Below are 13,426 nucleotides of genomic sequence, written 5' to 3'. Positions count from 1 at the left end.
AAGAATCCGCGTGAGCAGTACCTCGTCATCCGTGCCCGGCGCACCGGCATTCAGCCCCTCGGGGGTTGAGCTGGACCGTCGCCGTTACCGTCGCACCCAGGGCAAACGCTCGGTGCTGATCAGCGTCGCCTCAACCGTGATTTTTGCGGTGGTGGTGCTCGGGGTACTGTTCAGCAGTTCCGGTTGGCCGCAGGTTCAGGCATCGTTCTTCGACTGGAACACCATGGTGTCCTCGGTCGGGCCGATCCTGGTGGGTCTGTGGCTGAACATTCAGGTCCTCGTGGTTGCGGCCATCGGCGTGGCGATCTTCGGATCCCTGCTGGCCATCGCCCGCACCCTGCGCGGCCCGATCTTCACCCCGATTCGCCTGCTGGCCGCCGGTTACACGGATATTTTCCGCGGTGTTCCGGTGCTGCTGGTGCTGTATTTAGTGGGGTTCGGTCTGCCCGGACTGAACCTGTTTGATCGGATGCCCGCGCAGTTCTGGGGCACCATCGCGCTGATCCTCTGCTATTCGGCCTATGTGGCGGAGGTGTTGCGAGCGGGCATCGAGGCGGTGCACCCCTCGCAGCGCCTCGCCGCCCGTGCGCTGGGGCTCAGCCACGCCAAGACCCTGCGTCTGGTGGTCATGCCCCAGGCCGTGCGAAAGGTCACCCCGGCCCTGATGAACGACTTCGTGTCGATGCAGAAGGACGTGGGGCTGATCTCGGTTCTCGGTGCCGTGGATGCGATTCGCGCCGCCCAGATTCAGGTCGCTCAGGAGTACAACTTCAGCCCCTACGTGGTGGCCGGCATCCTGTTTGTGCTGCTGTCGCTGCCCATGATTCGTCTCACCGACTGGTTTACGGCGCGAGCGCAGAAGCGCGAGCAGATCGGAGGCGCGGTATGACCTCGTCCACCACGCCCGTCCTGCGGGTAGATAACGTCTGGAAGCTGTTTGGCGAGCACCCGGTGCTGCGCGGAATCTCCCTGGAGGTTGCCGCCCACGAGGTGGTGGTGCTGATCGGTGCCAGCGGTTCGGGTAAGTCCACGCTGTTGAAAACGATCAACCTGTTGGAGCCGGTCAATGACGGCCAGATTTTCCTCGGGGATGAGGACATCACCGATCCCCAGGTTAAGCCGGACGCCGTGCGTGCCCAGGTGGGTGTGGTGTTCCAGCATTACAACCTGTTCCCGCATATGAGCGTGCTGGCAAACGTGGCCCTCGCCCTGCGCCAGGTCCACGGACAGGACAAGGCCACCGCCGAGGCGCGCGGCCTGGAACTGCTCACCCGGATCGGCCTGGGGGACAAGGCGGGCGAATACCCCGACCGGCTCTCCGGCGGTCAGCAGCAGCGCGTGGCCATTGCCCGGGCGATTGCCAGCGATCCGCGTCTGCTCCTGCTGGATGAGATCACCAGTGCCCTCGACCCGCAGCTCGTGGGGGAGGTGCTGGACCTGGTGCGTGAGCTGAAGAAGTCCGGCAGCACCATCCTGATGGCCACCCACGAGATGGGCTTTGCCCGTCGTGTGGCCGACCGTGTGGTGTTCCTCAAGGACGGCGTGATCGTCGAGGCCGGCACCCCCGAGCAGATCTTCGAGAACCCGCAGAACCCCGCCACTCGGGAGTTCCTGGCGCGGGTACTGAACCCGCTGGGGTAACTGGCGACACCGGAACACACGTGCACGCGGCGGGACACGGGCAAAACTGGCCCCGGGTCCCGCCGCGTGACAGTATTAACGCTATGTCCACACGTGAACTTCAGGATCTTGCCCGTGACATCGCCGTGGAGGCCGCCGCCCTGGCGCGCGCCCGCCGCGAGGAGGGGGTTCGGATCGCCCAGAGCAAGTCGTCGCCCGAGGACATTGTGACCGCCGCCGACCGTGAGGTCGAGGCCTTTGTGCGCTCGCGCCTGGCCGAGTTGCGCCCCGCCGACGGTTTCTTTGGTGAGGAGGGCGGCGCGGAATCGGGCAGCTCGGGCCTCACCTGGGTGGTTGACCCGATCGACGGCACCGTCAACTATGCCTACGGCATCCCCAACTACGCGGTCTCGGTGGCCGTGGTCGAGGGCGAAGCCGACCCCCACACCTGGACCGGCCTGGCCGGTGCCGTGGTGAACCCCGCCTCCGGCGAGACCTACCTGGGTGCGCGCGGCGAGGGTGCCACCCTCAACGGACGGACCCTGCACCGCGGGGATGTCCACGTTGACCTCAACCTGGCCCTGGTGGCCACCGGATTCTCCTACTCGGCCGAGCGTCGCATGTGGCAGACCGGCATCATGCAGCAGATGATGGGACGCGTGCGCGACTACCGCCGGATGGGTGCCGCATCCCTCGATGGTGTGGGTGTGGCCGCCGGCTACACCGACGTGTACTACGAGGTCGGAACCAAGCCCTGGGATCACGCTGCCGCCACGATCATCGCCCGTGAGGCCGGTATCCGTGTCGAGGGCATCCGCGGTGCCGCCCCCGGTGCCGAGCTGGTGCTGGGCGCGCTGCCGAGCCTGTTTGATGAGGTTCACGACCTGCTGATCGAATTCGGCATCGAGGGCTAAAACCCGCCCTTGCGGCCACGACCCCACCCCCGCTAGCATAACGATATTCGTTATGCAGTGGGGGTGGGGTTTGATGTTTGGGTTATTACTAGCCGCGGTCGCGGCGGTGCTGGTTGTGCTGATGGTTGTCTTTTCGCGCTCGTCTCGTACGGCGCCGCTTGGAGATCTCGAGGGATCCGAGTACACGCGTCTCCGCTGGACCCGCAACCTGGCCGCGATCTTTGCCGTGGTATGGGGGCTGGGATCGCTGGTGCAGGCCGCGCAGATGCTGTGGGCACCCGCGATTGATCTGACCCTGCCGGTCCGGTCAATCTGGCCCAAGATCCCCGCGGGGGTCGAGGTGAACCAGACCACCGCGACGGTGCTGGATGGCACCATCAGCCAGGTGGTGGCCACGGTTGAGGGGTTGAACCTCGGGACGCGCGCACTGCTTGCGGGTGAGGTTTTGCTGTTGGCCTCGATGGCGGTGGTGGCCCTGATCGGTGTGGCCCAGATCTGCGCCGGATTGGTGCGTGGGGAGGCATTCCACACCCGCATCGCCTCGTGGCTGCGCACCACTGCCTGGGTGTTCCTCGCCGCGGGGATCGGGTCTCAGATCGCCGGCCAGTCTGGCCGCAACCTGGCTTCGGCCCAGGCCTTCGACGTGCACTCAGGCTCCTGGCCCGACAGCCTGCCCTTCGAATCGTTTGAGGATATTCCGGGTATCTTCCGGCCGGGATTCGGGTTCTCCCTGGAGTTCTGGCCGATCGGGGTGTGGCTGGTGCTGATGGCACTGGCCACCGCATTCAGGGTGGGATCGCGATTGAGTGCGTCGAATCGCCGACTGAAGAGTGAAGTTGAGGGACTGGTATGAACATGGATCTGATCTGGATCATCCTGATGTATGTCCTGGGTGGTGCCGTGCTGCTTGCGATCCTCGGGGTGCTGTTTTGGCCGGGTAAGCGCTCGGACCCCAATGCCCTCACCCTCCGGCGGGTGGTTGTGACCCGCGTCATCGGCCAGCTGACCGTGGGATTTGGCATACTCGGGGCGGTGGCCAGTGTGGGCAGGGCGCTGTGGTCGCCGGAGACGCGGGTGGAGCTGCCCGGTGTCACGCCGTTTCCCGAAGTTGTGGGGGCCGACGGCGTGAGGATCCTCTGGGGTGGCTTTGACCACGCCGCCTTCACGATGGAGGGCGCCGATTTCTGGGGACGGTTCTGGCTCGCGATGGATGCGGCGCTGATTGCCGCGCTGTTTGTGACCGCGGGATTCGCGGTCATTCGGATCTGCGACGCCCTACTGGCGGGCACCCCGTTCCAGACGCGGGTGGTGCGGTGGCTTCGGATTACCGCGTGGGTGGGGCTGGGAGCGGGACTGGGCGCACAGCTTGCCAACTATTTTGCCCGTCACCTGATCGCCGGTCAGCTTGAGGGTGCGCTGCCCGCACACATCCTGAATGCCGATAGCTCGGGGATGCTGAACCGCCAGTTTCTGGCCAGTTCGCAGGCGTTCACCCCGGATTTTTGGCCGGTCGGGCTGTGGTTGGTGCTGCTCGCGCTGGCGGCTGCCTTCGGGATCGGCGCCCGGTTACAGCGTGACAACCGCGGGCTTCGACGCGAGGTGGAGGGCCTGGTTTAGATGCCGCCGGAGGAGGAAAGCGGGATTGTTACCGCGCTGGATGAGCTGTTGATCGCGCGGGGGATGACCCTGGTGGAGCTGTCGAAGATTGTGGGGGTGAGCGTGGTGAACCTGTCGATCCTGAAGAACAACCGTGCGCGGGCGATCCGCTTTTCCACGCTGAGCGCGCTGTGTCGGGCGCTGGAGTGCGAGCCGGGCGACCTGCTCAAACTCGATCCCGAGACATAAAAACAGCCCCCGTCGGAACGGGGGCTGTTTTTATGCGGGCTACTGACCCTGAGACTTGTACTTGGCCCCGAGTCGAGCGGCGTCCTTCGGCTACTGACCCTGAGACTTGTACTTTGCCCCGAGTCGAGCGGCGTCCTTCGGCTACTGGCCCTGAGACTTGTACTTGGCCTCAGTGGCGTCCTTCTCCGGTGCCCACCAGGCCTCGTTTTCGCGGTACCAGGCGATGGTGTCCGCCAGGCCGGCTTCGAAGTTGGAGAACTGCGGCTCCCAGCCCAGCTCGTTGCGCAGGCGGCTCGAGTCGATTGCGTAGCGCAGGTCGTGGCCGGGACGGTCGTTGACGTGGTCGTAGGCGTCGCGCGGCTGGCCGAGGCCCTCGAGGATCATCTCGACGACGTCCTTGTTGTTCTTCTCGCCGTCGGCACCGATCAGGTAGGTCTCGCCGATGACACCCTTTTCCAGGATGGTCAGCACGGCCGAGGAGTGGTCGTTGGCGTGGATCCAGTCGCGTACGTTCTCGCCGGTGCCGTAGAGCTTGGGACGCTCGCCGCGGAGCACGTTGGTGATCTGACGCGGGATGAACTTCTCCACGTGCTGGTAGGGACCGTAGTTGTTGGAGCAGTTGGAGATGGTGGCCTGCAGGCCGAACGAACGCACCCAGGCACGCACCAGCAGGTCGGAACCGGCCTTGGTGGAGGAGTAGGGGCTCGAGGGGTTGTAGGGGGTCTCCGAGGTGAACTTGTTGGGGTCGTCCAGCTCCAGGTCGCCGTAGACCTCATCGGTGGAGATGTGGTGGAAGCGGGTGTTGTGCTTGCGGGCGGCCTCGATCAGCACATAGGTGCCGATGATGTTGGTGTCGAGGAACGGACGCGGGTCGTTCAGCGAGTTGTCGTTGTGGCTCTCGGCCGCGTAGTGCACGACGGCGTCGTGGGAGGCCACCAGGCCGTCAACCAGCTCGGCATCCTGGATGTCGCCCACCACGAGCTCGAAGCGGTCCTCGGGGAGGCCGGCCAGGGAGGCACGGTTGCCCGCATAGGTGAGCTTGTCGAGCACGGTCACCGTGTGGTCGGTGTTCGCGAGGACGTAGTGAACAAAATTAGAGCCGATAAACCCGGCACCGCCGGTTACAAGAAGTCTAGACACGCCCTTGATACTACCGGCCCCAACGGATATTCGCCTGAAATCGCCGTGAGATGAGGCATCCGAGGGTGCGGACACGCCCAATTATGGGGGTGTGCAAAACGCCATTGCATCAGGGCTTTTGCGTGTTTTGCCGCCTCGATTTCGTGACCGCAGTGCGCGCGTGCTAATCTTTTCATGTGCCAAGCGCGAGAGTGCAAAGGCAGCGCCCCGATAGCTCAGTGGTAGAGCACTTCCATGGTAAGGAAGGGGTCGCCAGTTCAATCCTGGCTCGGGGCTCGTTCGCTTTCCTTCTATAGGGAGAGAAACGCGGCTGGGTAGCTCAGTTGGTGAGAGCGCACGACTCATAATCGTGAGGTCGCGGGTTCGAATCCCGCTCCAGCTACCAAACCCAACATCACCCGCATCTTCGGATGCGGGTTTTTTGTTTGCCCGATTGTGGGGCCGCCCGATCGGGGTCGAATCCTGTTAGGCGGTTGAGCCGCGGACGATGAGCGTGGCACCGAGGAGCGGGGTTGCCACCGGATCGGGTGTGAGGCGCTGTGCCTGAAGGGCGTGCACCGCGCCGCGTCCCAGTGCTTCGCCGGGCAGCTCAACGGTGGTGAGGGCGGGGGAGACGATCGCCGAGGCCGGGAGGTTGTCGAACCCGGTGACCGCGAGGTCTTCGGGGACGCTCACACCGAGGGAGCGGGCGGCACTCAGGACGCCGTAGGCGTGGGAGTCGGTGGCGCACACCAGGGCGGTCACTCCGGCGTCGCGCCAGGTGGGCCAGAAGCGGGCGAATACCGCGGCCGCCGCATCGGGGTCGATCAGGCTCGCGGCCTCGGGCAGGGACACGTATTCGATGCCGCGTTCCCGGGCACCGTTTTCTACCAGGATGCGGCGCAGCTCGAAGGTCTCGGTGCGGGTGCGGCTGTCGAGGTAGCCGATGCGGGTGTGGCCGCGCTCGGCCAGGTGGTCGAGCAGGGCGCTGATGCCGTCGGCCAGGTCAAAGTTCACGGTGGTGGCCTGGGTTTCGCGGCCCGGGGCGTCGAGGAGCACCAGCGGGGCGCCGGCGGGAAGGTCGCGGAGGAAGGCATCGTCCGGTGCCTCGACCAGGATGCCCGCGGGGCGCAGGGCGATCAGCCGGTGCACGTCCGAGGCGCTGGGGTTGCGGCCCTCGCCGGTGACCGAGAGCAGGAGCTGGAACTCGCTACCGAGTTCGTTTTTGATGCCCGAGATGACCCGGCCGTAGAACGGGTTGGAGAGGTCGGGGGCGATCAGGATGACCACGTTGCTGGTCCCGCGCGCGAGGGAGGATGCGGTGTGGTCCACCACATAGCCGAGCTCGTCGACGGCGTTCTTGACCCGCTCGATATTGGCGTCGGAGACGCGTCCGGCGGTTTTTCCGTTGACCACGAGTGAGACGGTGGCGATCGAGGTGCCGGCCAGTTCGGCAACCTGCGCGGCCGTGACCCGGCGTGGGCGGGGGACGGCGGACGGGGTGCGTGGCATCTGATTAGTCTAGCGCCGCGGCGGAACCCGACAAACGAGTGTACGTCAAGCGATTAACGTGTTATCGTAAAGCGCTTGACGTTACTCGCATCGCCCTTCCCAAGCGATGCCCTGCCCCAAGGATGTGGAAAATGACCAAGAAGATTATTCTGGACTGCGACCCCGGACACGACGACGCGGTAGCCCTGCTGCTGGCCCACGGTAACCCGGAGATCGAACTGCTCGCGGTGACCACCGTGGTGGGAAACCAGACCCTGCCCAAGGTGACGCACAACGCACTCTCCGTTGCCCGCGTCGCCGGAATCACCGGTGTGCCCTTCGCCGCCGGTGCCTCGCGCCCGCTGGTGCGCGACATCGAGGTTGCCCCCGACATTCACGGTGAGTCCGGACTGGACGGCCCCGTGCTGCCCGAGCCGACCATCGAGCTGGACCCGCGCCACGCGATCGACCTGATCATCGACACCATCATGGCCCACGAGCCCGGCACCGTGACCCTGGTTCCGACCGGTGGCCTCACCAACATCGCGATGGCCGCGCGCAAGGAGCCGCGCATCGTCGAGCGGGTCAAGGAGGTTGTGCTGATGGGTGGCGGTTACCACGTGGGTAACTGGTCGGCCGTCGCCGAGTTCAACATCAAGATCGACCCCGAGGCCGCTCACATCGTCTTCAACGAGTCCTGGCCCGTTGTCATGGTCGGTCTCGACCTGACCCACCAGGCCCTCGCCACCGACGAGGTTGCCGCCCAGATCGCCGCCGTGGGCACCAAGCCCGCCAAGTTCGTGGGCGAACTGCTGGACTTCTTCGCGCTCGCATATAAGGACGCCCAGGGCTTCACCGCACCTCCGGTCCACGACCCGTGCGCCGTGGCCTACGTGATCGACCCGACCATCGTGAAGACCGTCAAGGTCCCGATCGACATCGAGCTCACCGGCACCCTGACCCTCGGTATGACCGTCGCCGACTTCCGTGCCGCGGCCCCCGAAGACTGCAACACCTGGGCAGCCACCGAGCTGGACGCCCCGCGCTTCTGGAACCTCGTCACCGAGGCACTCGAGAACATCGGTGAGGTCGACTTCTAATGAACAACCTTGCCCAGAAGCCCGCCGTGCGCGTCGGCGCACTGATGGCCGCGTTGCTGGCGGCGTGTGTCGCCTTCCAGCTCAACGCCTCGATGCTGAGCCCCGCCCTGGTCACCATGGCCAAGGAGCTGAACACCGACGACGCGACCATCGGTCTGTCGCAGACCATGTTCTTCACCGCCGCGGCACTGTTCTCGCTGTTCCTCCCGCGCCTGAGTGACATCATCGGCCGCAAGCGCGTCCTGCTGGGCATGCTCGTGCTGATGACGATCGGTACCGTCGTGGCCGCACTGGCCACCAACGTTGAGATGCTGTTTGTGGGCCGTATCATCCAGGGTGTGACCGGGCCCGTCGTGCCGGTGACCCTGCTCATGCTCCGCAACGAGATCACCGAGCCCAAGCGCTACGGCACGATGATGGGAATCATCACCGCCGTCAACGGTGGTATCGCCGGTATCGACGCCCTCGCCGGCGGCTGGCTCGTCTCCAACCACGGCTTCCGTTCAGTGTTCTGGACCATGGCCGTGGTCGCCGTACTGGCAATCGTGTTTGTGCTCCTGTGGGCACCCGAGAGCCGCCCGTCCAAGGGCACCAAGATGGACTGGTGGGGTGTGCTGCCGTTGGTCGTCTCGATCGGTTCGCTGCTGACCTTCCTGAACTTCCTGGGCACGGTCGACGAGTCCAACTGGTACATTATCTGGGCCCTGCCCGTGGTGGGAATCATTTCGTTTGTGGTGTTCTGGATCCTCGAATCCAACCTGGCCGCACCGCTGGTTCCGCCGCGCTACCTCAAGCAGCGCTCGAGCTGGGCCCTGCTGGTCACCACGCTGCTCACCATGACCGGTGTGTTCGCGGTGGTCAACGGTCTGGTCGCCTCGATCGCCCAGAACCCGGATGCCGGATTTGGCAAGGGGGCCGACTTTACCTCGCTGGCCTTCCTGATGCCCTATGCGGTGGCCGGATGGATCGTCGGTCCGTTCGCCGGACGTCTGGCACCGACCTTCGGGTACCTCAACGTGATGCGGGTCGGTATGGCCGGTACCATTGTGGGCACCGTGGTGATGGCGTTCGTGGGTGTGCACTCGCTGCCGGTCCTGATCGTGACCACCGTACTGCTGGGTATTACCTACGCGGGTATCGGAAACATCATGCTCAACGGTCTGGGCATCGTGCTCTCACCCAAGGACAACCCCGGCTTCCTGCCGGGACTCAACGCCGGTGCGTTCAACCTGGGTGCGGGCCTGAGCTTCGCGATCCTGCCCGCCGTGCAGGTGCTCTTCACCGTGACCAATGACCCGACCTCCACCACCGGATACAGCGCGGGCATGCTTGCCGGTGCGATCATCTCGCTGGCCGGTTTCGCGATGAGCTTCCTCATCCCGGCACCCAAGGACGCCGAGGTTTCGGCCCCGGTCGCCACCAAGTAGTCAATCCCTCATATCCTAGGGACGGGTCCCCGTCGGCCACCGCCGATGGGGACCCACACGTATCACCATCCCCTCACCCCACCACCCGCCCGGGTAGGAAAGGACACCCCCATGACCGACGGTCAGATTCTTGTGGTTGGCTCCCTGAACGCCGACCTCGTGGTGCAGACGGCACGCTTCCCGCAGCCCGGCGAAACCCTCACCGGGTCCGAGCTCCGGGTGATCCCCGGCGGTAAGGGCGCAAACCAGGCGGTCGCCGCGGGACGTCTGGGCGGAAACGTGGCGATGGTGGGGGCGCTGGGATCTGACGCCAACGGTCAGCTGCTGCGCGAGTCGGTTGAGGCTTCGGGGGTGGACACCACACACGTGGCAACCCTGGCGGATGTGGCCACCGGAACCGCGGTGATCACCGTGGATGCCGAGGGCGAAAACACCATCATCGTCTCCCCGGGTGCCAATGGTCGCCTGGGTGTGGCCGAGCTGGATGCGGCGGCGAGCCTGTTTGAGCGCGCCTCGATCCTCTGCCTGTGCCTGGAAATCGATATCGATGTGGTGCTCGAATCCGCCCGTCGCGCCCGTGCCGCCGGAGCTCAGGTTCTGCTGAACCTATCGCCCTACGGCCCGGTGCCCGCCGAGTTGCTGGAGCTGACCGACATCCTGCTGATCAACGAGCACGAGGCGGCCGATCTGCTGGGGCTCACCCCCGAGCAGGTGCTGACCGCCGGCGGCGAGCAGACCCGGACCGCACTCACCGAGCACGGGATTCCGCGTGCGGTGATCACCGCGGGGGCCGCCGGCAGCATCGTATTTGACACCGAGGCGGACGCGGTTGCCGTGTCTTCCCCGAAGGTCAACGCGGTGGACACGACCGGCTGCGGCGACGCCTTCATGGGAGCGCTCGCCCTGCGGCTGGCCGCCGGCGACGCCCTGGCCGAGGCCGCCGGATATGCGGCGACCGTGGGCAGCTTCGCGGCCACCGGTGCGGGCGCGCAGGCGTCCTACCCGACCTCGGAGCAGCTCGCCGAGTTTGTGGCCTCGCACCGCTAGATCTTCACGCGCAGCGCCGGTGTGCCCCTCGGGGTGCGCCGGCGCGACGTGTTTAACGGGGTATTTCCCCGGGGTGTTTGCCACACCGATTGCGCCAGGCCGGGCTAGGGTGGAGCCCAAGACCGGGGGAGACGGCATGGCAGCAGAGGACACCAGCGCGACACCGCAGACTCATCCGAGCCTGGATACGGCACTCGGGGACATCGACGCGGCAGAGCAGACGAATCCGAGCCTGGCCGAGATTCTGGGGGAGGCCGGCACAACGGTCCCGCTGGTCAATCCGAGCCTGGGCCTGGCGATTCTGCGGGAGCAGGAACGCTACTGGGCCACCCTTGGCCGGCACGTGATGGGGGCGGCCTTCCCCCTCGCCGGGATCGCGATCCTCGCCGGGGTGGGCGAGCTCAGCCGTGGGAGCGCCACCGACATTGCACTGCGCTTTGAAATCTCCACCGGTTCGGCGCTGGGGGCGCTGGGAATCTTGGCGACGATTATCGTGGCCCTGCAGATCGCCGTGCGCACGCCCGGGGACGATCCCGATGACGCGGTGCCCGAGCAGCTGGCCCGCCAGCGAGTGTTGGAATCCCTGGCCGAGGTGGCGGGGATGGCGGCAATCGCCGTCGCGGTGGCCACCGCCATCGCCAATTTCCCCGTCGATGATGTGGTGGATATTCCCGCCCAGTTTGGTCCGCCCTTTGGCGGTCTGCTGCTCGCGGTGCTTGCCGCCGATGCCGCGTGCGCGTCGGAGAACCGGCTGGATCCGCTGGTGCGACAAGCCTCCCGCAAGATCGTGTTGGCGCGGATCGACCAGCTCCTGCGCAGCCACGCAAGCCTGCGCACACCCCCTTTTTGGCTGCGTATCGCCCAGATTCTCTTTGTGGTGGTGGGAGTGCCTGCCGGGGTGACCGCGATCTCGGTGCTGCTCTGGCCCGCGACCACCCAGTGGAGCATCCCGGTGCGGGCCTCGACCCTGGTGTTCCTGACCGTGTTCTATGCGGTGGGCAGCACGCTGTACGTACAGGCACGGCTACGTCGACAGACAATCCGGGCGGTCGAGGTGGGCACCGTGGTGCTCGGGGTCGGGATCACCACGGTCAGCATTATTGCCGCGCTGGGACTCGGCGGGAGCCTGCACGACATCGTGCTCTCCGATACTCGCGGTCTGATCGTTCACATTCTTGCCTCCAGCTTCCTGGTGTTTATCCCACTCGTGGTGGTGTTTTTGCTGTGCGGGCGACTGCCGGGCGGATATCCGGGGATTGGACTGGACGCGATCCTGGTGATGTCACGCTTCCGGATGCGTCAGGAACGGGGTACCGCCGTCGCTCCGCGCCGCGCCTATGGCCGCTGGGTGTGGATCGGCGTCACGCTTCTGGGGCTGCTGGGCGTGGCCGGGGTGGTTCTCCTGTACGTCCTGAATCCCGAACTGTAACCGTGCCGGGGTAGTCTGCTGGGAGAGATTACGGAAGGCTTCATCCATGCAGATCACCCTCATTCGCCACGGTCAAACCGACTGGAACCACCAGCGCAGGCTGCAGGGTGCCACCGATGTCCCCCTGAACGAGACCGGGCGGGAGCAGGCGCGTACGGCCGGTGCCACGCTGCCGCGCGCCTTTGACGTGGTGACCTCCTCCCCGCTGGGCCGTGCTCGCGAGACCGCGGCGCTGCTGGCGACCCAGCTCGACCTGGCGGTTGTGGGCGCGTATCCCGCGATCACCGAGCGCTCGTTTGGCGAGGCCGAGGGGAAAACCGGTCCCGAGGTCATGGAGCTGTGGCCGGATCGGAACTACCCGGGGCAGGAGTCCGAGCAGGACCTGATCGCCCGTGCACTGGTGGGGCTGGATGAGATCGCCGCCGCGCATCCGGGCCAGCGAGTGCTGGCTGTCAGCCACGGCGCGCTGATCCGCCTGCTGACCGAGGCGGTGTCGGGGGCCGGACGCGAGCCCGTCGCCAACCTGGAACCGGTGACGTTTGAGCGGGTCGGGCAGACCTGGCGCGTGGTGGAGACCCCCGCTGGTTCGGTCGACTCGGCGCTCTCGGCGTGAGTGCAACCTCCTCTCGCCGCATCACCTGGCTGATCGTGATCGGCCTCGCGGCCGGATTCCTCTCGGGCCTGTTCGGGGTGGGTGGCGGCATTCTGATGGTGCCCGCGCTGATCTTCCTGGCCGGGTTTGATAACCGCAAGGCCGCCGGAACCTCGCTCGCGGCGATCGTGCCCACCTCGCTGGTGGGGGTCATCAGCTATGCCGGGTCAGGGGAGGTGCACTGGGTGGCCGGGCTGATCCTGGCCGCGGGCTCGGTGGTGGGCGCGCAGATCGGCGCGTTCCTGCTCGAGCGGATCCCCAAGCGGGCGCTGCAGTGGGCCTTCATCGCCTTCCTGGTGGTGGTGATCGTGCAGCTGTTCCTGGTGGTTCCGGTGCGCGGGGCCGAGATCGAACTGCACCCGGGATCGATTGTCGGGCTGGTGGGGCTGGGCCTGGCTACCGGTATTCTCTCCGGGCTGCTGGGCATCGGTGGCGGGATCATCATCGTGCCGATGCTGGTGATGCTCTTTGGGGCGAGCGACCTGCTGGCCAAGGGAACCTCGCTGCTGATGATGATCCCCACCGCGATCTCGGGCACCGTGGGCAACGTGATCCGTCGTAACGTGGATCTGCCGGCCGCGGCCATCGTCGGGGTCTCGGCGTGTGTGACCACGGCGCTGGGATCCACCGTGGCCAAGCTGCTGAGCCCGGAGGTGGCAAACATTCTGTTTGCCGCGTTTATCGCGGTGATCGCGGCGCGGATGATCCTGCAGATTGTGCGCGAGCGTCGCTCCCGATAGTTACTTGACGCTTCAACTATTCGGGGGTATCTTTTAGTTGTA

The 13,426-nt window shown here is 65.9% G+C and carries 14 protein-coding genes and 2 tRNA genes; 14 read left to right on the top strand and 2 right to left on the bottom strand.

The genetic code is table 11. From position 1 onward, the window contains the following. Window positions 1-10 precede the first annotated feature (10 nt). The 6 genes from D9V34_RS15520 (at window position 11) to D9V34_RS15495 (ending at window position 4,379) form a co-directional block, all read left to right on the top strand. Window positions 11-889 (top strand): amino acid ABC transporter permease, encoded by an 879-nt coding sequence (locus D9V34_RS15520; protein ID WP_245992048.1) that lies wholly within the window; start codon window positions 11-13, stop codon window positions 887-889. Then, the gene (locus tag D9V34_RS15515) at window positions 886-1,641 is read left to right on the top strand and encodes an amino acid ABC transporter ATP-binding protein (protein WP_030149260.1); all 756 of its coding nucleotides are present in this window, start codon (window positions 886-888) and stop codon (window positions 1,639-1,641) included. The genes D9V34_RS15520 and D9V34_RS15515 overlap by 4 nt, the downstream gene beginning before the upstream one ends. Before the next feature lie 83 nt (window positions 1,642-1,724). Further along, on the top strand, window positions 1,725-2,534 hold the full coding sequence (locus D9V34_RS15510; RefSeq protein ID WP_030149261.1) for an inositol monophosphatase family protein: 810 nt from the start codon (window positions 1,725-1,727) through the stop codon (window positions 2,532-2,534). A gap of 73 nt (window positions 2,535-2,607) precedes the next feature. Further along, on the top strand, window positions 2,608-3,387 hold the full coding sequence (locus tag D9V34_RS15505) for a hypothetical protein (protein WP_121689389.1): 780 nt from the start codon (window positions 2,608-2,610) through the stop codon (window positions 3,385-3,387). After that, entirely contained in the window at window positions 3,384-4,151 is a 768-nt protein-coding gene (locus D9V34_RS15500) for a hypothetical protein (RefSeq protein WP_147441712.1), read from the top strand. Before D9V34_RS15505 ends, D9V34_RS15500 begins: the two co-directional genes overlap by 4 nt. Next, a complete protein-coding gene (locus D9V34_RS15495; protein ID WP_121689387.1) occupies window positions 4,152-4,379 on the top strand; it encodes a helix-turn-helix domain-containing protein in 228 nt (75 codons plus the stop codon). A 141-nt stretch (window positions 4,380-4,520) separates the two neighbouring features. On the opposite strand, the gene rfbB is transcribed toward D9V34_RS15495, so the two are convergent. Continuing rightward, on the bottom strand, window positions 4,521-5,519 hold the full coding sequence (gene rfbB / locus D9V34_RS15490) for a dTDP-glucose 4,6-dehydratase (RefSeq protein ID WP_121689386.1): 999 nt from the start codon (window positions 5,517-5,519) through the stop codon (window positions 4,521-4,523). 204 nt (window positions 5,520-5,723) lie between these two features. On the opposite strand from rfbB, the gene D9V34_RS15485 reads away from it, so the two are divergent. Continuing rightward, window positions 5,724-5,795: transfer RNA gene (locus D9V34_RS15485), tRNA-Thr, on the top strand. 32 nt (window positions 5,796-5,827) lie between these two features. After that, window positions 5,828-5,904: transfer RNA gene (locus tag D9V34_RS15480), tRNA-Met, on the top strand. Between the two features lie 80 nt (window positions 5,905-5,984). Here the strand turns inward: D9V34_RS15480 and D9V34_RS15475 are convergent. Continuing rightward, complete coding sequence (locus tag D9V34_RS15475; RefSeq protein ID WP_121689385.1) at window positions 5,985-7,010, bottom strand: LacI family DNA-binding transcriptional regulator; 1,026 nt, start codon at window positions 7,008-7,010, stop codon at window positions 5,985-5,987. 122 nt (window positions 7,011-7,132) lie between these two features. Here D9V34_RS15475 and uriH point away from each other — a divergent pair, with 122 nt between their 5' ends. The 6 genes from uriH to D9V34_RS15445 all read left to right on the top strand — a co-directional run bounded on the left by uriH (window position 7,133) and on the right by D9V34_RS15445 (window position 13,384). Further along, window positions 7,133-8,089 (top strand): uridine-preferring nucleoside hydrolase UriH, encoded by a 957-nt coding sequence (gene uriH / locus D9V34_RS15470; RefSeq protein WP_211250801.1) that lies wholly within the window; start codon window positions 7,133-7,135, stop codon window positions 8,087-8,089. Further along, window positions 8,089-9,516 carry a uridine transporter UriT gene (gene uriT / locus D9V34_RS15465; RefSeq protein ID WP_121689384.1) on the top strand — a complete coding sequence of 476 codons (1,428 nt, stop codon included), beginning with the start codon at window positions 8,089-8,091 and terminating at the stop codon, window positions 9,514-9,516. Before uriH ends, uriT begins: the two co-directional genes overlap by 1 nt. 111 nt (window positions 9,517-9,627) lie before the next feature. Continuing rightward, window positions 9,628-10,563, top strand: coding sequence for a ribokinase (locus tag D9V34_RS15460; protein WP_121689383.1), 936 nt, complete (start codon window positions 9,628-9,630; stop codon window positions 10,561-10,563). A 136-nt stretch (window positions 10,564-10,699) separates the two neighbouring features. Then, the gene (locus tag D9V34_RS15455; RefSeq protein WP_121689382.1) at window positions 10,700-11,992 is read left to right on the top strand and encodes a hypothetical protein; all 1,293 of its coding nucleotides are present in this window, start codon (window positions 10,700-10,702) and stop codon (window positions 11,990-11,992) included. Window positions 11,993-12,038: 46 nt separating this feature from the next. Further along, window positions 12,039-12,605: a histidine phosphatase family protein gene (locus tag D9V34_RS15450; RefSeq protein ID WP_121689381.1), complete on the top strand. Its 567-nt coding sequence runs from the start codon at window positions 12,039-12,041 to the stop codon at window positions 12,603-12,605. Then, window positions 12,602-13,384, top strand: a complete 783-nt coding sequence (locus D9V34_RS15445; RefSeq protein WP_245992047.1) for a sulfite exporter TauE/SafE family protein — start codon at window positions 12,602-12,604, stop codon at window positions 13,382-13,384. Before D9V34_RS15450 ends, D9V34_RS15445 begins: the two co-directional genes overlap by 4 nt. Window positions 13,385-13,426 lie beyond the last annotated feature (42 nt).

Origin of the sequence: Mycetocola lacteus, from assembly GCF_003667575.1 — a bacterium.
Taxonomy (GTDB): domain Bacteria; phylum Actinomycetota; class Actinomycetes; order Actinomycetales; family Microbacteriaceae; genus Mycetocola; species Mycetocola lacteus.
The sequence above is the reverse complement of the archived record's forward strand: the minus strand, read 5'-3'. Positions and strand labels throughout refer to the sequence as shown.